The 20,535-nt window shown below is 48.9% G+C and carries 12 protein-coding genes, 1 tRNA gene and 1 pseudogene; 5 read left to right on the top strand and 9 right to left on the bottom strand.

Annotated elements, in window-relative coordinates; genetic code table 11:
• Positions 1–174: 174 nt before the first annotated feature.
• Positions 175–714 (bottom strand): DUF924 family protein, encoded by a 540-nt coding sequence (locus tag CRG49_RS08140; RefSeq protein WP_095502992.1) that lies wholly within the window; start codon positions 712–714, stop codon positions 175–177.
• Positions 715–852: 138 nt separating this feature from the next.
• Here CRG49_RS08140 and CRG49_RS08145 point away from each other — a divergent pair, with 138 nt between their 5' ends.
• From CRG49_RS08145 to CRG49_RS08160, 4 genes are all read left to right on the top strand, one after another.
• Positions 853–1,500, top strand: a complete 648-nt coding sequence (locus tag CRG49_RS08145) for a hypothetical protein (RefSeq protein WP_095502991.1) — start codon at positions 853–855, stop codon at positions 1,498–1,500.
• A 164-nt stretch (positions 1,501–1,664) separates the two neighbouring features.
• Positions 1,665–2,288: a 16S rRNA (guanine(527)-N(7))-methyltransferase RsmG gene (gene rsmG / locus CRG49_RS08150; protein ID WP_095502994.1), complete on the top strand. Its 624-nt coding sequence runs from the start codon at positions 1,665–1,667 to the stop codon at positions 2,286–2,288.
• Between the two features lie 139 nt (positions 2,289–2,427).
• The gene (locus CRG49_RS08155; protein ID WP_095502990.1) at positions 2,428–3,198 is read left to right on the top strand and encodes a ParA family protein; all 771 of its coding nucleotides are present in this window, start codon (positions 2,428–2,430) and stop codon (positions 3,196–3,198) included.
• A gap of 124 nt (positions 3,199–3,322) precedes the next feature.
• Positions 3,323–3,925, top strand: coding sequence for a class I SAM-dependent methyltransferase (locus tag CRG49_RS08160; RefSeq protein ID WP_095502989.1), 603 nt, complete (start codon positions 3,323–3,325; stop codon positions 3,923–3,925).
• Between the two features lie 97 nt (positions 3,926–4,022).
• On the opposite strand, the gene rnhB is transcribed toward CRG49_RS08160, so the two are convergent.
• The 5 genes and pseudogenes from rnhB to hrpA form a co-directional block, all read right to left on the bottom strand.
• Entirely contained in the window at positions 4,023–4,613 is a 591-nt protein-coding gene (gene rnhB, locus CRG49_RS08165; protein ID WP_095502988.1) for a ribonuclease HII, read from the bottom strand.
• Between the two features lie 310 nt (positions 4,614–4,923).
• Positions 4,924–6,372: an MFS transporter gene (locus CRG49_RS08170; protein ID WP_157807902.1), complete on the bottom strand. Its 1,449-nt coding sequence runs from the start codon at positions 6,370–6,372 to the stop codon at positions 4,924–4,926.
• Between the two features lie 424 nt (positions 6,373–6,796).
• Positions 6,797–12,529 carry an ESPR-type extended signal peptide-containing protein gene (locus tag CRG49_RS08175; RefSeq protein ID WP_095502986.1) on the bottom strand — a complete coding sequence of 1,911 codons (5,733 nt, stop codon included), beginning with the start codon at positions 12,527–12,529 and terminating at the stop codon, positions 6,797–6,799.
• 445 nt (positions 12,530–12,974) lie between these two features.
• Positions 12,975–14,465, bottom strand: a pseudogene (locus CRG49_RS13885) (DUF3418 domain-containing protein); the annotation flags it as partial.
• On the bottom strand, positions 14,366–17,215 hold the full coding sequence (gene hrpA, locus CRG49_RS08180; protein WP_369832027.1) for an ATP-dependent RNA helicase HrpA: 2,850 nt from the start codon (positions 17,213–17,215) through the stop codon (positions 14,366–14,368). The pseudogene CRG49_RS13885 and the gene hrpA, both read right to left, overlap by 100 nt.
• Before the next feature lie 211 nt (positions 17,216–17,426).
• On the opposite strand from hrpA, the gene CRG49_RS08190 reads away from it, so the two are divergent.
• A tRNA-Met gene (locus CRG49_RS08190) sits at positions 17,427–17,503 on the top strand.
• Positions 17,504–17,728: 225 nt separating this feature from the next.
• Here CRG49_RS08190 and CRG49_RS08195 read toward each other — a convergent pair.
• From CRG49_RS08195 to rlmH, 3 genes are all read right to left on the bottom strand, one after another.
• On the bottom strand, positions 17,729–18,670 hold the full coding sequence (locus CRG49_RS08195; RefSeq protein ID WP_229436922.1) for a porin: 942 nt from the start codon (positions 18,668–18,670) through the stop codon (positions 17,729–17,731).
• Positions 18,671–19,246: 576 nt separating this feature from the next.
• Complete coding sequence (locus CRG49_RS08205; RefSeq protein ID WP_095502983.1) at positions 19,247–19,756, bottom strand: cytochrome c; 510 nt, start codon at positions 19,754–19,756, stop codon at positions 19,247–19,249.
• 168 nt (positions 19,757–19,924) lie between these two features.
• On the bottom strand, positions 19,925–20,395 hold the full coding sequence (gene rlmH, locus CRG49_RS08210; RefSeq protein WP_095502982.1) for a 23S rRNA (pseudouridine(1915)-N(3))-methyltransferase RlmH: 471 nt from the start codon (positions 20,393–20,395) through the stop codon (positions 19,925–19,927).
• Positions 20,396–20,535: the final 140 nt, after the last annotated feature.

The raw sequence follows: 20,535 nt of genomic DNA on the forward strand, positions 1-20,535 counted from the left end.
CCGCCGACCGAGAAAGACATTGGACTATGAGACACCGGGTGATCTGTTTTCAGCAGCCCTTGCCAATGGCATTTGAGCGTTGCACTTGAAATGCGAATGTAAGACCGTCTGAAACATTTCAAACGGCCTTTGGCATCTCTTAATTCATCCGCTTTCAGACGGCATAAAACCTTGCTAAAACGACGAGCCCGGCTGGGTTAAAAATTCTTTTTCTTCCGCCGTGCTGTCCCGCCCCAACACTTCATTTCGGTGCGGATAGCGGCCGAAGCGGGCGATGATGGCTTTGTGTCGCTGCTCAAAATCCAAGGTCACGGCATCGGCATGGCGTTCAAACAGCGGCAAGGCCTGCTCATGTACTGCTTGGCTTTCGCTGTGCATAAAAGGCATCAGCATAAAATTGCGCTCGGCCTGATTCAAATCGGCAAAATCGGCGTGTTGCACCGCTTCTTGCGCCAACACCAACGCCATATTGTCTTGGGCAAACGCATTCGCATGGTCGCGCCACAAATTGCGCGAAAACTGATCCAATACGATGATTTCGGCCAAGCGCCCGCGCAAAGTGGCGCGCCAAGCGGACAGTTCGCCACGCGCTGCCTGTTGCCATACACTCATAAATCGACGGCGGATTTCGGCATCAAAATCATCGCTTTTGGCAAACCAACACGCTTCGTTTGCCTCATCAAACCAAAAATCCAAAACAGTTTTCGCATTCATCATCTTTCCTTTTTCAGACGGCCTTTGAATATCTTAATCGAGTAAAACGCAAGTTTTGCATATCCTGTGTGTAATCTAACAAGCAGCGGGCTTAAAGTACAGCCTGACATCATCCGATTAATCTTTAGGACACTCAACATGATGACTAAAACTGTCAAACGCTTCGTCGGCATAGGCGTAATCGGCATCACTGCCGCTGTCGGCTTAAGTGGCTGCGTGGTTTCAGACGACCCCGCCGTGAATGCCATTGCCACCACCGCCACCGTCGGCACGGTCGCTTCTTTGCTGTATTACAGCCTCGACGACGGCTATTATTATGACAAGCGTTATAACCGCATGCCGCGCTCGTATCGTCCGGCCTACAATACCCACGTTCGCCGCATCGACAGCATGAGCGACTACCGCCGCCGCTATCCGCTGGAAGCACGCATGCATCAGCAAAACCGTGTGTTGTCCGACCGTGTTTACCGCCAACGCGAGCAAAACCGTATGCTGGAAAACCGCTTGGAACAACAACGCGTCCACAACCGCCAATTGCAACAGCGTGTCGAAGATTCGCGCAACCGCAGCATTTTGACGCGCGACCGCATGGAACAACAGCGTCGCAGCCAGCAAGTGCGTGAACATGTCCATCAGCAACGCACAGCCAATCAGCAACAGCGCATTTACCGCAGCAACGAATCGCGCTTGCTGAATCGACAATCGAATACGCAAAACCGCCAAATGCCGGTGCGTTCGCCACGTTCCAACAGCTTGCGCGCACCGTGGGAACAATACGGCTCGTAATTCAACCGCTTATTCCCTCACAGGCGAAATGCAGCGCCGATACTTTCATGTATCCACGCCTGCTTTTCGCCTGTTTTTTTGTGCCGAAAATGTTCAGACGGCCTCATTTTCCGTTACCATATCGTCTGGGCGGATGACCCGCCATGATTAACTCGGAAACCGCCATGAACCACACCCAGCAACTGCAAAACGGCCTCGCCGAAATGGGCTTGAACCTGACTGAAGCCCAACAACACAAGCTCATCGAATACGTCGAGCTGCTCAAAAAATGGAACAAAACCTACAACCTCACCGCCCTGCGCGATGAATCGCTGATGATCAGCCACCACCTGCTCGACAGCTTAACCCTGCTGCCTTATATCGAAGGTGCGCAAACCATGCTCGATGTCGGCTCCGGCGGCGGCCAGCCCGGCATCCCAACTGCCATCTGCCGCCCCGATTTGCAGATTACCCTACTCGATGCCAACACCAAAAAAACCTCGTTTTTGCAGCAAGCCGTGATTGAACTCGGCTTGAGTAATGTGCGCGTGGTCAGTGGCCGCGTTGAAGCGGTACAAGATTTTCAAGCCGATGTGATCACCAGCCGCGCCTTTGCCGAACTGGCCGATTTTGTTAACTGGACGGAGCAGCTGCTGAAAGACGGCGGCTACTGGGCGGCCATGAAAGGCGTGTTCCCGCAAGAAGAAATCGACCGCTTGCCGAATTTTGTGACCGTGGAAAAAGTGGAAGAAATGCATGTGCCGCAACTAAATGCCGAGCGACATATGGTGATTATGCGCAAGAAATAAATGCCGCATAAGGCCGAGACCCTTGCGAAGGTCTCAGGCCGTCTGAAAATCTATCACTTTCAGACGGCCTTGTGATACCCATTTGCCGCAAATAACGGTACAATTCCAGCCATCATACTCTTAACTATCGGCAAAGCACATGAGCGCAAAAATCATCGCCATCGCCAACCAAAAAGGCGGCGTCGGCAAAACCACCACCACCGTCAATCTGGCGGCTTCCTTGGCCAAGCGCGACCAGCGCGTCTTGGTGATCGACCTTGACCCGCAAGGCAACGCCACCACCGGCAGCGGCATTGACAAGGCCAGCTTGGAGCAAGGCGTGTATCAAGTGGTGTTGGGCGATGCCGACATTCAGACGGCCGTGGTAAAAAGCGAGAGCGGCGGCTATGATGTATTGGGTGCCAACCGCGCTTTGGCCGGTGCCGAAATCGAATTGGTGCAAGAAATCGCCCGCGAGCTGCGCCTGAAAAACGCCTTGCAAGTGGTGGAAAACGACTATGATTTTGTGCTGATTGATTGTCCGCCATCACTCACCCTGCTCACGCTCAACGGCTTGGTGGCGGCCAATGGTGTGATTGTGCCGATGTTATGCGAATACTACGCGCTGGAAGGCATTTCTGATTTGATTGCCACCGTGCGCAAAATCCGCCAAGCCATCAATCCTAATCTGAACGTAACCGGCATCGTGCGTACCATGTACGACGGCCGCAGCCGCTTAGTAGTAGAAGTAAGCAAACAATTGCAGCAGCATTTTGGCGATTTGATGTTTGAAACCACCATTCCACGCAATATTCGTTTGGCCGAAGCCCCGAGCCACGGTATGCCGGCGCTGGCTTATGATGCTGCGGCCAAAGGCGCACAAGCTTATTTGGCGTTAGCCGATGAATTGCTGGCGCGTGTGAAGGCATAAGCATTTGCCTACAAATTGAACACATTTGAATTTTATTATATGATAAGGCCGTCTGAAGCTATATTTTTCAGACGGCCTGTTGTTTTGATAGCTGTCTGAAAGCCAAACGAGAAAAGGAATCCGCATGAGCAGCCCTTGGGATCAGCGCTATCTTGGCGAAGAGTATGTATTCGGCACCGAGCCGAACGAATTTATCCGCCGCATCCGTCCATATTTGCCATCATCAGGTAATGCTTTGGATTTAGCCACCGGCGAAGGCCGCAATGCCGTGTTTTTGGCTGAATGCGGTTTAGACACCGAAGGCGTGGATTTATCCGCCGTCGGCCTTGAAAAAGCCGCCAAACTCGCTGCCGAACGCGGTGTAAATATCAGTTTACGCCAAGCCGATTTACTGGGCTTGGATTTGCCGCCGCAAAGCCATGATGTGATTACCAGCGTGTTCTGTCACTTTACCGAACCCGACCGCAGCCGCTTTTCGCAGCGCATCATCGCCGCGCTGAAACCCAACGGCTTGTTTGCCGGCGTGTTTTACCACCCCAACCAAATTGCCAACGGCACCGGCGGCCCGTCCGACCCCGCCATGCTCGGCACATTGGAAGAAATGCAGGCCGCGCTCGATGGCTTAGAATGGCTGATTGCCGAACACCGCGACCACGAATTAAACGAAGGCAACCGCCATGTCGGCATGAGCTCGGTGGTGTATTTATTGGGCAGAAAGGCCGTCTGAACGCTATGGGATAATTTTTGCAGTATTTCCATGCGGCCGATAAAAACCAAACCGTCTGAAACTTCTGTTTTCAGACGGCCTTGTTTTTACCAATTTCCTATTCAAACAACCTTCCCTGCGCCAACAATGCCCTCACCGGCGCAAAATCTTCGCGGTGTTCGGGCAACACGCCGAATTGTTGCAGAGCAGCCAAATGTTGCGCTGTGCCGTAGCCTTTGTGTTTATCAAAACCATATTGCGGATAGCGTTCGGCCAGCGCATACATTTCGGCATCACGCGCGGTTTTCGCCAGCACCGAAGCGGCCGAAATCGCCATGATTTTGCTGTCGCCTTTTACCACCGCCTCGGCCTCAATACCCAAGTCTTTCGGCACGCGGTTGCCGTCTATCCACACTTTTTCCGGCTGCACCGCCAAGCCCTGCACCGCCCGTGTCATCGCCAACATGGTCGCATGCAGAATATTAAGCTCATGAATCTCGCGTGGATTAGCGCTCGCCACACACCACGCCACGGCCTGCGCTTTAATCATTGCCGCCAACTCATCGCGCCGCTTTTCACTGAGTTTTTTCGAGTCGGTCAATTTGGGCAAATCATAATGCTCAGGTAAAATCACCGCCGCGGCAAATACGCTGCCGACCAACGGGCCGCGCCCGGCTTCATCGACACCGGCTGATAACAATAAGGTCATGGCATACTTTCTGTTTCAGTGCTCATCACCGAAAACTTGTGCAATCTGGAAAAGCGATATTGTAACCAATACATGGGCTGAGATCTTTGCAAAACCTCATAAATCACCAGTAAAACCCAAAAGGCCGTCATTCCCGCGCAGGCGGGAATCCATTTAAAAATCTAAGGAACCTATTTTATTCAATAGCTTGCCATACTCGAAAATGGATTCCCGCCTGCGCGGGAATGACGTCGATTTGATGTTCACCGGCTTTTGAAAGAGTTTTGCAAAGGTCTCATGCCGTCTGAAATATTTTCAGACGGCCTTTGGGTTAAAGCGGTTTGTCTTGGTTCTGTTTATCCGTTTCAAGTGTTTCCGAATTGGTTGACTCAAGCGGCGGCTCGGCAGTCGGTTGTTCTGCCTGCACCTGATTCGCTGATTCCGCTTCCATCATATCCGCTTTATCGGCAGGCTCGCTTTCAGACGGCATATCGATATTGTCCAAATTATCCACATGCGCCTGCGCCACCACTTCATCGAAATCATCGTCTTCTTCATTGTTGCGCGGATCCAAATCCGCCGCCATCGCGCCGGTATTGCCCGATACGTTCACAAACACGCTGCGCTCTTCTTCCGGCACCACATTCTGTTTCCATGCAAATATTGCCAAACCGCCCGCTGCCAAGACATACAGCGCGTAAAAGCCCAAGTGCGGTGCATAATCCATCACCACACCGATTAACAACGGTGCAGTCAGTGAACCCAATCCATAGCAAAACAGCAGGCTGCGGCTCACTTCTACTGTGTTCATATTATTCGGCAATTGGTCATTCGCCCGCGCAATGCTTAAGGCATACAAACCAAATAAACCACAACCGAACACAAACGCCACCGCGTTATGCAGCATAGGCGTGGCCAACTGCATCGCCATCGCTACCAAACCAGTTAAGGCCGCCACGCAAGCCAAAGCCGAACAGCCCAAAATCGCATTGCGGCGGCCGAATTTGTCCGACAAGCGAGCCAGCGGCAACTGCACCACAAAACCGCCCACCATCGCCGATGTTAAAAATGCAGAAATCTGTTGCAAACTAAATGCCTGCTGCAACAAAAACACCGAAGCCATGGTAAACAACCCGTTCACCAACACACCCGCCAAAAATGCAGTCACAAAAGCTAATGGTGCAATCGCCAACACGCGTGGCACATTAATCTTCTGACGCGGCGGCACCTGCGGTGCTTTCATCTTGGTCAGTGACACCGGCAACATCGCCGTCATCACCAGCAGCGTGCCCAGCACAAACACGTTGTCGCTCGACGAATCAAAGCTCAACAGCAAAATACCCAGCGTAAACGCAAAGTAATACACCAAATTATAAACTGCTAACACCCGCGCCCGCTTTTCCTGCGCGCTCTGCTCGGCAAACCAACTTTCCGCAATCATCAGCATACTGAAATAGCAAAAACCCAACACCACACGCAACACGCCCCACGCAGTCAGATTTTCCGTCATCAAGTGCGTGAGTGAGGCCATTGCGAACACCGCCCCAAACACACTAAAGCTGCGGATATGCCCCACCCCCGACACAATCCGATGCCCCGCCACCGCGCTCAATGATGCGCCGGCAAAAAATGCCGCATTCAGCGCACCGATGACGATATTATTCACCCCCATTTCCGCCAGCTTCACACCCGCCGAGTTCAGAAACAAACCGAAACCGGCAAATAGAAAAAACACCGACGCAAACAGCGAATAAAAGCGATTGGACAAAGCGGCAGACATAGAAACTTCCTTTGATGTGTGATTGAGATTGGGCGTGATTATTTTATAAGACGAATATGCGCATTTAAACATAGAAATGCAGGAAAATACAAAAATGCCGTCTGAAAAAATTTCAGACGGCATTTGAAATATGGAAAAGCCACAAGATGTTTGTTTTACGGCAAGCTCATCCTGAGACCTTTTCAAACTCCCCATCTTTGGCACATTTCTTCGTTATGCGCTGCTCGAAAGCTTGCCTATCTTTGTGATATGTCTGCGCTTTCTGCGCTGCTATAACTTCGAACTGCACTCAAATCTGGGGTTTTGCAAAGGTCTCATCCTATTTATACACGCAAAAAAAAGACGGCATAAAAGCCGTCTTTTTATATCAAACCGTTTTCAGACGGCCTAGCCTTCAGGCCATCTGAAATGTTTGATTATCGGATTACCACTGATAACCTACAGCAGCAGTGGCACCGTAATTACCGCGAGAGTTGCCGGAAGCCGTACCTTTCACGATCCAGTTACCACCGTCGGAAATGCTCGAGAAGCCGATTGCGTAACCAGTTTCGCCACGGTACACACCACCGCCGATGGCCATCATGCTCTTACCTGGCAAGTAAGCTTGCGGCAGGCCGGCAGTTGCCATGGCTTGCGCCACACCGGCATTGGCGTTGCTTTCCACGCCGTCAATGCGGTTGTGAACATTGGCATTTGAAGCTTTCAACTGGCTGACATTGACTGCGTCGGTATCATCCACACCAGGGGCAACGTTAGTGATGCGGTTGCCACCGTTATTCAGACCGTCTTTAGTCAAGGTCACCCGGTTGCCTGCTGCACCATTGTTGATGGTAATGCCTTTATTATCCATCACGGTATCACCGGCTGTAACTTTAGTGAACTCAACTTTGTCTTTGGTCGAATAAGTCACTTTACCGTCAGCTTCTTGCTTCACAGTTAAGTTCTTACCGGCAACCATTTCAACCGTTTTACCTGGGTTAATCACTTCCTCACCAGCTGAAGATTTATCTTTCTCACCACCTTCTACTGCTGATGTTTTTAACGTAAAGCCAGAGTTGTTGATTGCATCAGCAACGTTTTGCGCAGTAGCAACTTGGTTACCTGCCTTATTAACTACATTTTGTACATCATCAACTGCTTTTTGAGCTGCTTGCTTATCTGCGTCTGAAGCATCTGCAGGTAAATCTGCTAATGCTTTCTTCGCATCTTCAAGTGCTTTCTTCGCATCTGCAGTCACAGGACCGGTTACAGAACCGTCTTCGTTGTTGGTGATGTTACCAGCGTCAACGTTAACTTGGATAGAACCGTCTTCGTTAGTTACGAAGGTCGTGCCGTTACCGTCTTTACCGTTTACGTCATAAGTGACTTCAACGTTATCAACGCCGTCTGTAGTTTCTACTTTAACGTTGGCTTTGGTACCTTTACCGTCAACATAAGCAACATTGTCGCCTGGGTTGATTTGTGCAGATACTTCATTGCCATCAGCATCTTTACCTTTGGTATTGAAACCAGCGTTGTTGATTGCATCAGCAACGTTTTGCGCAGTAGCAACTTGGTCACCCGCTTTGTTCACCGCATTTTGTGCAGCATCTACTTTGTCTTGAGCAGCTTTCTTATCAGCTTCAGACGCAGTGTCAGGCAGCTTAGCTTGGTCTGCTTTTGCTTCTTCCAATGCTTTGGTCAGCTCTTCAGTCACAGGACCTGTTACCGTACCGTTGGTGTTGTTGGTGATGTTACCCGCGTCAACATTGAAGGTTACATCCGTTTTCTCGCCTTTAGCATCGGTTGTTACAACAGCTGTTGTGCCTTTGCCATCAACGAAGTTTACGGTATCGTAAGGTTTAACGAAGTCTTTGGCTTTGCCGTTACCTTGAACATTCCAACCAGCGTTCAACACGTCGCCTACAGTGGCTGCGTTGTTTACATTTACCTTGTTATCACCTTCAGGCAATTTCTGTTCTGTTGTTACAGGCTTGCCTTCAGTATTGTAAACATTGGTATTGTAAGTCGCTGGTAGATTACTTGCGACGTTAGACAATGTTGTTGGTTTAGTTGTATCACCAGCAGCGTTGTTCATCGAAGCGATGATATCACCGTTGTCGACAGCATCGCCACTTCCATCCGGCTTAGTATTGAAGGTCTTGTTACCATCTGCGTCGGTTACCAAGTAAACCTTGTCACCTTCTTTGTTGGTGTAAACCACCGGCAATTGGGCATTCTCTACAACAGCTTGGTTGTTGACTTTGATGTCGTAAGCGAAGTTGTCGCCTTTACCGTCATTGGTGTCAACTACGCTGATGCTGTTGTCGCTAGATGTCACGGTAGTACGTGACGCTTTCAACTGTTTAACATTAACCGCATCGCCATCATCTGTACCAGGACCAACATTGGTAATCTTGTCACCATTCATGTTGATGCCGTCACCGTTGATGGTAGGACCATTGTTAACAGTAATGCTGTCAATGTCTTTCAGGTCTTTTGCTAAACCGATAGTAATACGACCATTGCCTTCACCATCAGACTCCACTTGAGTCATGATGTTTTGACCTTTGTCGAACTTATCCCAATTCGTATTAGCATCAGCACCTTTGATATCAACCAAAGAATTTAGTTTAGCTTCGTGGTTATCACCAGCATTTGCACCAAACTTCAAACCATCATTCATGGTCGCAACTTCTTCTTTGCTACCATTTGGCTTGGTGTAAACAATGCGCGTTTGACCGTCAGCACCGTTTTGACCGTCTTTACCGTCTAATGCAGGTGCAGCTTTTTCAAAGTTCATGCTGACTTGACCGTCTTTACCGTCAACACCGTTGAACACGATAGCTTTTGGAGTCAGGCTTAGACCGTCTTTACCATCAGCACCTTTCAGACCGATAGAGCCGTCTTTACCGTTAATGACAACAGCTGAGCCGTCTTTACCGTTTACAGCTAATGAGCCGTCAACACCTGGTTTTCCGTCTTCGCCGTTTTCACCTGGCTCACCTTTCTCACCTAATACCATTTGGTCTTTGGTTGAATAAGTCACTTTACCATTAGCTTCTTGCTTCACAGTTAAGTTCTTACCTGCAACCATTTCAACCACTTTACCTGGGTTAATCACTTCTTCATCAGTTGAAGATGCATCTTTGGTGCCGCCTTCTACTGCTGATGTTTTTAACGTAAAGCCTGAAGCATTGATCGCATCAGCAACGTTTTGTACTGTTGTAACCTTGTCTTCATCACCTGCTTTAGGTGCAACTTTACCTTTATCAACTGCCGAGGTGTTATTGGTATTGCTGTCATCACCGTCGTTGTACTGGATAGTACCAGTCTTCGCTGAAACTTGAGTTGTTACAGGAGTGTCAACTTTATTACCTTTACCATTTGGCTGGGTGTAATAGTTACCATCAGTGTGTTTGTAAACGGTATCACCATTCTCTGACACATATGTGTACTCTGTGGTCTTGTTGTCTACATTCACATTGAACGTAACATCTGTTTTCTTACCTTCAGCATCAGTTGTTACAACTGCTGTTGTACCTTGACCGTTAACGAAGTTTACTGTGTCATAAGGTTTAACAAAGTCTTTGGCTTTGCCGTTACCTTGAACATTCCAACCGGCATTCAACACATCATTTACTGTTGCTGCATTATTACCATTTGCATCAGCAGGCTTAGTCTGGTTAGTCGGTGAACCGTCAGTAGGCAGATTATCTTTCAGATTGGTAATCGAATCATTTTTCATGTCGATACCATTATTATTAATAGTAGGACCTTCATTCACAACGATACTATTAATATCTTTTAGATCTTTAGCCAATTTAACTGTCAAGGTATCAGAACCATTAGATTCAACAGCGATATTGCCGTCTGAAAGCTCACCAGTAGCACCGCCTTTAACGTTAACTGTCGTACCCAGTTTGCGATCAAAGTTGTTACCAGTATCGCCAGCAAAGGTCAATGGCTTAAATGCCTGTTCAGCTGTTTTGTTAATGGCTTCATTGATATTGGTTACAGGGCTACCATTAACAGTAATCTGATCACCAGTTACTGTATTGCCACCCACATTAACCGTCTTTGCGGTAACGTTTTCAAAGGCAACATCATCAGTCGTAGCAACGGTAACTTTACCATTAGCTTGGGTCAGCTTAATGTTCTTACCGGCATCGATGGTTACAGTATCGCCTGGATTCACCAGCTCTTCTGTTGTACCTTCAACTTCACCGTCAGACTTGCTGGTAGTCAGTTTAAAGCCAGACTTATTAATGGCATTGGCAACATCATCACCGGTAACAAAGCTATTCTTATTGTCTTTAGGATTGGTATTTGTAACTGTACCATCGCCTTTTGGCGTCAATGTCGCTTTTGCTACTGCAACATCGTAAACAGCATTACCGTCTTTATCATTCGCTTTCTTAGTAACAGTGACAGATTTATCTTCAGACTGCACAACAGTTACGGTATCAGTATCAACATTTGCCAATGCTTCTTGGACATTGTTATACGTATTGCCATTAACAGTAAAGTTAGCGGTTACTTTACCGTCTTTATCTACATTAGAACTTTTTGGATTCAGTACATTAGCTACTGAGTTGGCAACATTATTGATAACACCTTGGGTAGCGTATAACTGTGAACCATTGATTGCGTCTGTCGAGACAGCAGAAACATTACCTGCTGCAACATTGATGATTTGACGCCCTGCACCTGCCCTACCAACAGATACCACACCATTTGCTGGAGAACCAACACCAGCAAAACCACTGTAAGTAATTTTACCTACAGTTGCTTGAGTTTCCGCAGTAGCAGCACGGTCGGCAGAGGCATTACCCAATACTACGCTATTGTCTTGAGTAGTAGTCACGCTGTTACCCAAAACATAAGTATTGGCATTAGCAACATTATTCGCACTACCAAAAGCACCCGAGTGTTGACCGCTTACATTGCTCGAACGTCCTAATGCAATCGCTTGTTCACCACTTGCTTCAGCCTGCAAACCAACTGCAACTGCATCTGCCTTTGTTGCTTTCGCCGCGGCACCGATGGCTACAGTATTTTTTGCAGAAGCTTCTGCTTCAGAACCTAAAGCAGTGCTGCTGTCACCTGTCGCTTTTGCCCGGCGACCCACTGCTGTAGCAGCACCATCTTTTTGTTCTTCAGAACTTGCACCACTTGCAACAGCGCCTTGACCAATTGCAGTAGAAGCTAAGCCTGTTGCACTCGCCTCATTACCCACAGCGATTGCTGAATCACTTTCTGCTTTAGATGCCGCACCCAATGCAACAGAAGATACACCGGTCGATTTCGCACCGGCTGCTGCCGCAAATGAACCATCCTTGGTTGCAGTAGAACCCACGCCTAATGACACAGAAGCGATACCAGAAGCAACGGTACGCGTACCAAATGAAGTAGCCAAATCAGCTGCTGTTGCTTGCACACCTACTGCCACAGCGCCTTCGCCGGTAGTAGTGGGTTGATAGCGCAAAGGCGCATCAGGACTTTTTTTGTTATCTGCATCAACGTTTTCATAGTGGACTAAAATATCACCGGTAATTTCGTTATATTTTCTTGCTGCTTCGGTATTATTGCGTGTCTTCGCTTGTTCTGCAGTAATGTTCTTTTCATCCCATTTAGGTTTAGTTGTAGAAGCAACAGCATCTAAGTCATCACCACCGATGGCAACTGACGAATTACCTTGAGATACTGTATTTGCACCTACAGCTACCGATTGGTCGCCGCGTGCTTTAGTAGAATAACCGATAGCTACAGACTGACCATTAACACCTGGTGTATCATCAGCTTTCAGGCTGGTGGCTTCATAGCCGATACTCACACCGCCATTTACTGCCTGTGATCCTGCACCAATAGCAACGTTTTGTCCATTAATCGTACCTTCCTCGTTTTTCTCGCCATACGTTTTAGCATTCTTACCAATGGCAACGCTTAGATTACCCTCAGCCTTTGCGCCTGTCATAATTGCAATCGAGTCATCATGAGAGGTCTCGCCTCCCGACAAACCCTCAGCCATTGCAGGCGTAGCTGCTGTTAATGCTAAAGCAGCTGCTACGACCACAACAGAAGATTTAGACTTCTTCCCTTTTGATTTGGCAGTTTCGGCTACCGCACTCCATGTTCCGGTCACTTCATTAAAGACCACTTTATAAATTTTGTTCATTGCTTAATCTCCGCTTTGAGCGTTTACATTACAGTAAAAAATATGACAAAATTTGTCAGATATCGCCAAATTTTATCACCTTGATATTTCTCTAAGATAATATTGCCAATTAGATTAATTGACCTATTATCAAGGTAAGCAGCCGCATATCTTGACTTTTAACTCCCAAGCATAAAGCTTAACAGCTATCTCTACCCATTACGCATGCAATTACTATGCCAAAATTTGAAATACATGAGTTTGGCTTGTTTTTTATTTCATCATGATTGATTTTGAACATTTAGATTTGAAGCTTTGCAAAAACTCTATGCTCTAGATTTAAGGCCGTCTGAAACATTCTCTGGTGAATATTTTGTTGAAATTATTGTTTTCATTCCTAGCACTTTCCTTCAACAACAAAAAAGCCGCTCCTAATCTCGGAGCGGCTTTAATCATGCCTTTGGTGTCAGGCCCATTGCGCCCATTCTTTCAACAGGCGTTTCACAGAAACGGGATACGGCGTTTTCAATTCTTGTGCAAACAGCGACACCCGCAATTCTTCAATCATCCATTTAAACGCATCGATTTCAGACGACACGGGCAAGCCCTGTTTAATCAAGGTATCGACTTTATCCTGCCACATTTGCTCTAAGTCTTGAATCTCGGCTTCACGCGCTTGGTCGCGTGCGGGATTGCTGCCGTATTTGTCCATTCGCAAGGTCATGGCTTTGAGATAAATCGGCAGGCGCGGCCATTGCTGCCATGGGGTGCGGCTGGCGAAGCCTTCGGCCAGCAAGGCGTTGGTGCGTTGGCGCAGCAGATGGCTCAATGGATGTTTGCCCAGTTTGCTGTTGAGTTCGGCATAGGCAGCGGCCACTTCCTGCAGGTAGCGGCTGACGGCTTCTTTTACCGCAGGCAGGCGGCTGCGGGCGCGTTTGATTTGTTCTTTAAACGCTTTTTCATCACGCGGCAAATCATCATCGCCGATAAAGGCGCGATCGCACACGGCTTGGGTAAGGTCTTCCCGCAGGGTATCGGCATTGATGTGGCGCAACAGCATGGCGGCTTGGGTGAAGCCTGGTAAGCCTTTATTCAGGTCTTTCACATGCTCTTTTAATTGCAGCTTCATCAATTCAATCACGCCTTGGCGATGCGCTTGTTCGGCGGCTTCGGCGGTGTCGAACAGGCGCAGGGCGATGTTGCCGTTTTTCTCTTTTTGCAAACCGAGATAGCCGGTTAGCTGCTGCTTGCCGCGGGCGAATTTGATGGATTCGGGCAGCTTGCCGATGTCCCACGTTTTCACATCGTCGCGCTCGAATTCTTGGGTGTTGTCGCGGAACGTTACCGCCGCCGCTTGGCCGAGTTGCTGTTGCAATTCGTGCAGCTTGCGGCCGCTGGCCAACTCTTGGCCGCCGTCATCCACCACGCGCAAGTTGAAATAATTGAAATCCGGCAACGCGTGCAATGCCCATTCGTCCAGATTGATTTGCTCGAGAATGCGCATATCGCCGGCGGTTTTGGCGATAAAGTGGGCAAGCTGCGGAATAATCGGCTCGCTGCGGTTTGGTTCGTTTTCTAAAAACTTGGTGACAAACTCCGGCACCGGCACGCACACGCGGCGGATTTGTTTCGGCAGAGCTTTAATCAGCAGCTGCAATTTTTCGCGCAACATACCCGGCACCAGCCATTCCAGTTCGGCTGCGTTAAGGCGATTGAGCACGGTCAGTGGCACGGTCATGGTGACGCCGTCAAGCGGGTGGTTTGGCTCGAAGCGGTATGCCAGCTTGAATTTGCCGTCGGCGGTTTTCCAGAATTTGGGGAACTGCTCTTCGGTAATGTGTGCCGCGGCGTGCTGCATCAAGTCGTCGCGACTGAGAAACAGTAGCTTGGGTTCAGTGGCTTCAGCGGTTTTAAGCCATGCTTGGAAGGTGCGGATGTCTGCCAGCGGTTTAGGCTTTTCTGGCCGTGTAGGTCGGATACTCGTATCCGACTTGTTGGGCTTGTCTGAATTTTTGTCGGATACGAGTATCGACCTACTTCTGATTTATTGGGTTCGCCTGTTTTTTTGTCGGATACAAGTATCCGGCCTACTTCTTTTTCAGACGGCCTTGGGTAGGGTGGGTGTGAACCCACCGTTGCCGCGTTTGGCAATGATGATTTTTCAGACGGCACATACATTTCAGGCAAACGCTGGTTGTAAAACTCAAACAACACTTCATCATCCACCAACACATCCTGCTTGCGCGATTTGTGTTCCAACTCGGTCACTTCGCGAATCAGTTTTTTGTTGTGAATGAAAAAATCCGCCTTTAAATCGGTCTCCTGCGCTACCAATGCGCCGCGAATAAAAATCTCACGCGCTTCTTCGGGGGCGACTTTGCCATAGGCAATCGGGCGGCGTGGCAAGACGGTCAGGCCATACAAGGTCACGCGTTCGCTGGCCACCACTTCGCCGCGCTTTTGCTCCCAATGCGGCTCGAAATAATGGTAGCGCACCAAATGCGGTGCTTCCTGTTCAATCCATTCCGGCTTGATTTCGGCCACATCGCGCGCATACAGGCGCGTGGTTTCGGTTAGCTCGGCAGCCATCACCCATTTCGGTTTGCTTTTGAACAAAGCCGAAGCGGGGAACAGATGAAAATGGCTGCCGCGTGCGCCGGTGTAATCGTGGCCGTCGGGCGATTTCATGCCGACATTGGCAATCAGGCCGGTGAGCAAGGCGCGGTGGATTTGCTCGTAGCCGGCTTCTTTGGCCGCGCGGATTTTGGCGCGATGGTCTTTTTTGTCTAATTGTTTTTGTTTGAATTGCGCCGATAAATCTTGGTCAGCTTTGTTTTTCCCACGGGGACTTCCTTCGGTCGCATACGGCCTTAAATGCGTTTGTACAGGAGGCCGTCTGAACGCACGTTCTTTATCGGTTAAACCCATTTCAATGGCGATTTCGGCCAGTTGCTTGTGCAACTCACGCCACTCGCGCATACGCAGGTGCGACAGAAAATATTGGCGACACCATTGCACCAACTGCTTGTTGGATAAGCCTTTGTCGCGCTCGCGCTGGAAGCTGTCCCAAATATTCAGATACGCCAGAAAATCGGATTGCTTGTCGGTAAAACGCTCGTGCGCCTTGGCCGCCGCATCACGCGCTTCCAAAGGGCGTTCGCGCGGATCTTGAATCGACAAAGCCGACACAATCACCAGCATTTCCTGCACGCAATCGTGTTTTTTTGCCGCCAGCAACATGCGGCTGATTTTCGGGTCGATGGGCAGCCGCGCCATTTGTTCGCCAAGTTTGGTCAGCTCATTTTGCTCATTGACGGCACCCAGCTCCAGCAACACCTGAAAACCATCGTTGATATAGCGCTGATCCGGCGCTTCAAGAAATGGAAACGCGGCCACATCGCCCAGCTTCAACGCGGCCATGCGCAAAATCACCGCCGCCAGATTGCTACGGATGATTTCGGGGTCGGTAAACGCGGGGCGTTGGTTGAAGTCTTCTTCCGAATACAGGCGCACGGCCACACCAGCCGATACACGGCCGCATCGGCCTGAGCGTTGGCGCGCTGCCGCTTGCGAGATTTTTTCTACATGCAGCTGCTCGACTTTGGCACGCGCGGAATAGCGTTTTACCCGCGCCAAACCGGTATCGATGACATATTTGATGCCCGGCACGGTGAGCGAAGTTTCGGCCACGTTGGTTGCCAACACGATGCGGCGCTTGCTGCCCGACGGGTGAAAAATTTTGTGCTGCTCGGCGTTGGACAAGCGCGCAAACAACGGCAGGATTTCGTCATTGCGGCGCAACGGTGATTTGCGCAAGGCTTCGGCGGCCTCGCGGATTTCGCGTTCACCCGGCAAAAACACCAAAATATCGCCTTCGCCGTATCGCGCCAATTCATCGGCGGCATCGACAATGGCCTCGGTCAGCTCGATTTCAGCTTCGTCTTCATCAGCTTGATGCAGCGGGCGATACAGAATTTCCACAGGAAACGTGCGGCCGCTTACTTCCAGCACCGGCGCGCCGTTGAAATGCTTAGAAAAACGCTCGGCATCAATCGTGGCCGAAGTGATGATGACTTTCAAATCAGGGCGGCGCGGCAACAGTTGCTTGAGATAGCCGAGCAGGAAATCAATGTTCAGACTGCGCTCGTGCGCTTCGTCGATGATGATGGTGTCGTAGGCGGTGAGAAAGCGGTCGGTTTGCGTTTCGGCCAGCAAAATACCGTCGGTCATCAGCTTCACATAGGCATCACGCGAAGTGTTGTCGTTGAAACGCACTTTGTAGCCGACGGTTTCGCCAATCGGGCTGCCCAATTCTTCAGCAATGCGCTCCGCCACCGAACGCGCAGCCAAACGGCGCGGCTGGGTATGGCCGATTAAGCCTGCCGTACCGCGGCCGAGCTCCAAACAAATTTTAGGCAACTGCGTGGTTTTACCCGAACCGGTTTCGCCACAAATGATGGTGACCTGATGGTTTTGAATCGCGGTTTTGATGTCGTCCAAACGCTCATGCACCGGCAGATTGCCCGCATATTCAGGCTTCGGCAGCTTGGCTTGTCGCTTGAGAAAACGCTGGTGCGATTGTTGGTATTTTTGCTGCACCACCTCTTTACCGCCAAAACGCTTCGGGTTATTCAAGGCTTGGCGCAGGAAATGGCGGTCTTTAGAAAGGGTTTGAGACAAATCAGGTTGAAACGTGGCTTGAGACATGTAGCGTTCGGCTTATATCATAGAAAAATAAAGCCTAATTATAGCAAAGGCCGTCTGAAAAAGCAGAAAAGCGCCAACAAACCAAGTGACTTGCTTCAGCTTTTCAGACGGCCTGTTTAAAGAAAATCATGGCCACGAATAAGGCTTGAAATATTTTTTCGCAAAAACGCTTGACACCTCCGCCCTATTCTCGTATAGTTACACCTTCAGACGCGGGATGGAGCAGCATGGTAGCTCGTCGGGCTCATAACCCGAAGGTCGTAGGTTCGAATCCTGCTCCCGCAACCAAATTTTAAAAAATCCCTTAGTGAAAGCTAAGGGATTTTTTGTTGCCTATATCAAACTGACTACCTTCTTGGAAACACCAGCAAAAGGCCGTCTGAAAATCTATATTCCCGATTTTCAGACGGCCTTTTTTATAACATTATTAAAACCAATCAGAATTTATGGTGCAAGGCGATTTGCGCGCCGCCATGCTCGACTTTCCCGGTAGTGGTCGCGTTCAAACGGGTTTTATCCCCCCATCACTAGATAACCGGCTTGGCCGCGAATCGATGTGCGCTTGCTCATGTGGTAATCGCCGCCAATCACGACTTGATCGTATTTATCCACCAAAATATCTTTGCTGTTGACGCCTTTTGCCGCCCAGCCATGCGCGTAAACCAATTGCGGCTGCCAGTTGCCTGCGCGGTAAGTTAAAGCGATGGCGGCATCGGTTACTTTCACGGCTTCGGTTTTATCGGCAAACAAGCCTTGGCCGTCGAATGTTTTTTGATTACCGGTCAACAGGCTCAAGTATTTATTGCCGCTTTCATTGCCTTTGGCATGTTGCACACCGGCGCCGATTTCCAAATTACCCAAATACAGGCCGCCATCGATGCGGGCGATATAGCCGTCTTTCAACTTACCATTGCCGTCGGCATAGTTGTTTTTCTTATGGCTGTAGGCCGATTTGGCAAAGGCTTTATCGCTCTTGTATTTCAGGCCAAGCATCAACTCATCTTGTGCGGCTTCTTGGTGAGTGTAACGGTCGCCCGGATTTTTGTTGTCGCGCGGCGCATATTGCACGATGCCTTGGAAACCGTTAAACACCGGCGAGTCGTAGCGTGCGGATACCACACGTTTGCCTTCACGGTTGTAGCTGCTCAAACCCAAGGCGCTGCCACGGTTGAAAATCCATTTGTCCAAATCAACCATTTCATTGTATTGGTTGCTCAGATAACCGGCGCGGATTTTACCAAAATCGCCTTCCAAGCCGATAAACGAATCGCGCGTACCCCAGCCGTCGTATTGGCTGACGGTCGAAACGCGTTGCTCCATCTGCCAAATCAATTTGGTGTCTTCACTCAGTTTCTCACTACCTTTGAAGCCGATGCGGGATAAGTGGTCGTTGATGGTGGTGCCGGTGCCTTTTTCGGTCACGCCGTTGCTGCCTTTGATTTTAACGCATCTCAACAGAGATGCTGTTGCGGATTTCGCCGTATAAGGTGACATCGGCAGCGGCATGACCGGCCAAACCCAGCAAAGTGATGGTGATGATACTTTTTTTCATGGTAGTTCCTCTTAATTCATTTTTTATTTTGTTTATCCAAAGCTTGGATAATCATGGATTATATAAAGCTAATTGATAAAATGAAACCTATTTTTACCAATTAAAATCATATAGATATAATTTAAAGGGAAATTTGAACAGCTTTTTTTCAATACGCCAAAACCGATCGCCCTATCAAATTTCAAATGATTATAAATGAATTTCAAGCATAGAAAACCACCATAAATAATGAAATTTTTAACACTCAACAGCAAACCTAATTCATCAACATAGAAATCAAATCCAATCCCATTCAACCAGTTTTGCTTTAGATATTCAGATGGCCTTTAAAGTGATTAAAAATCATCATGATACACATATCTTTGATTAGCAGCGTCTTATTTTCATCATCATGATACACGATGCTGCACATACAAAAAGGCCGTCTGAAACAGCTTGATACTCTGTTTCAGACGGCCTTTTGTGTGGTTTTTAAGCGATTAGTCGTCTACACGGAAAGAATCGTGGCAAGATTTACAGCTTTGACCTACATCGCCAAACGGTCTTTTCACCGCATCCAAGTTGCCTTCCGCAGCAGCGGTTTTCAACGCAGCCGCAGCCGCGATGAATTTGTCGGCTTCTTGCTTAAATTGATCAGGCTTGCTCCACACTTCAGGTTTGGCACCGGATTCTTCTTTGGCACTCTCTTCAGTGTAATGAACCCAAGGTTTGTCGGCATTTTCCGCCAAAGTATCGGCAGCCGATTGGAATGCCGCAGCATCGTAAGCGGTTTCGCCCTTAATCATTTTGCCCATGGTGCCGGCAGATTCTTTAAAGATGTCCATCAGGCGCTCACGCTCTTCGACCGCTGCTTTCGCACTGCCCGTAGGTGCTTCCGAAGTCGCGGCAGGTGCCGGTGCTGATTCAGCAGGTTTGGTGTCGTTTTGGCCGCCGCACGCGCTCAACAGCAATGCCGCCAGCGTGCCCATTGTCAATAAAGTTTTATTCATGATTGTGTTCCTTTTGGGTTTTATTTATTTGCTTTGTAATGGAAATGTATCAGAAATATTTTCAAAATCAAGCGATTGATATAGTTTTATATTTGTTAACACAATCTTCCAAATCAAAAGACCGTCTGAAATACAGACAGCCTGTGCTTTTGGCGCAAAAATCAGCCTTTATTCACGATGATAAGGATGATTATTTAAGATGGAAACGGCGCGGTAAAGCTGCTCGGTCAGCAATACGCGCACCATGCCGTGGGGCATGGTCAGGCTGGATAAACGCATCATCAAACGGGCTTGCTGCTTGAGATAATCGGTCATGCCGTCGGCCCCACCAATCACAAAGCAGACATGTTCACCGTTTTGCTGCCATGTTTTAAGGAGTTCCGCTAATTCAACCGAAGTTGGCACCTTACCACGCTCATCCAATACCACCAGAAACGCGCCCTGCGGAATGGCTTCAAGTATGCGTTTTTCTTCCGCGGCCATTCCCTGCGCGGCATTGACGCCGGCGCCCCGTTTCTCGGGTTTGATTTCTTTTAAGGTGTAATTCACTTCACGGCCAAAGCGTTTGGCGTATTCATTCACGGCTTCATCGACCCATTTGGGCATTTTGGTGCCAACAGCTAAAACGGTAATGTTCATTTCGGTATCTATCTATATCTATAAGAAAACACAGGCCCTTACATTCGCATTTCAAGTGCAACGCTCAAATGCCATTGGCAAGGGCTGCTGAAAACAGATCACCCGGTGTCTCATAGTCCAATGTCTTTCTCGGTCGGCGG

Source organism: Neisseria sp. N95_16 (assembly GCF_002551535.2).
Classification (GTDB): domain Bacteria; phylum Pseudomonadota; class Gammaproteobacteria; order Burkholderiales; family Neisseriaceae; genus Neisseria; species Neisseria brasiliensis.

Excerpts from the sequence above, each read along its gene's own strand:
- CRG49_RS08170 (WP_157807902.1), bottom strand. The coding sequence starts at position 6,372 with ATGTCTGCCGCTTTGTCCAATCGCTTTTATTCGCTGTTTGCGTCGGTG.
- CRG49_RS08145 (WP_095502991.1), top strand. The coding sequence starts at position 853 with ATGATGACTAAAACTGTCAAACGCTTCGTCGGCATAGGCGTAATCGGC.
- CRG49_RS08160 (WP_095502989.1), top strand. The coding sequence starts at position 3,323 with ATGAGCAGCCCTTGGGATCAGCGCTATCTTGGCGAAGAGTATGTATTC.
- hrpA (WP_369832027.1), bottom strand. The coding sequence starts at position 17,215 with ATGTCTCAAGCCACGTTTCAACCTGATTTGTCTCAAACCCTTTCTAAA.
- rnhB (WP_095502988.1), bottom strand. The coding sequence starts at position 4,613 with ATGACCTTATTGTTATCAGCCGGTGTCGATGAAGCCGGGCGCGGCCCG.
- rlmH (WP_095502982.1), bottom strand. The coding sequence starts at position 20,395 with ATGAACATTACCGTTTTAGCTGTTGGCACCAAAATGCCCAAATGGGTC.
- rsmG (WP_095502994.1), top strand. The coding sequence starts at position 1,665 with ATGAACCACACCCAGCAACTGCAAAACGGCCTCGCCGAAATGGGCTTG.
- CRG49_RS08140 (WP_095502992.1), bottom strand. The coding sequence starts at position 714 with ATGAATGCGAAAACTGTTTTGGATTTTTGGTTTGATGAGGCAAACGAA.
- CRG49_RS08155 (WP_095502990.1), top strand. The coding sequence starts at position 2,428 with ATGAGCGCAAAAATCATCGCCATCGCCAACCAAAAAGGCGGCGTCGGC.
- CRG49_RS08175 (WP_095502986.1), bottom strand. The coding sequence starts at position 12,529 with ATGAACAAAATTTATAAAGTGGTCTTTAATGAAGTGACCGGAACATGG.
- CRG49_RS08205 (WP_095502983.1), bottom strand. The coding sequence starts at position 19,756 with ATGAATAAAACTTTATTGACAATGGGCACGCTGGCGGCATTGCTGTTG.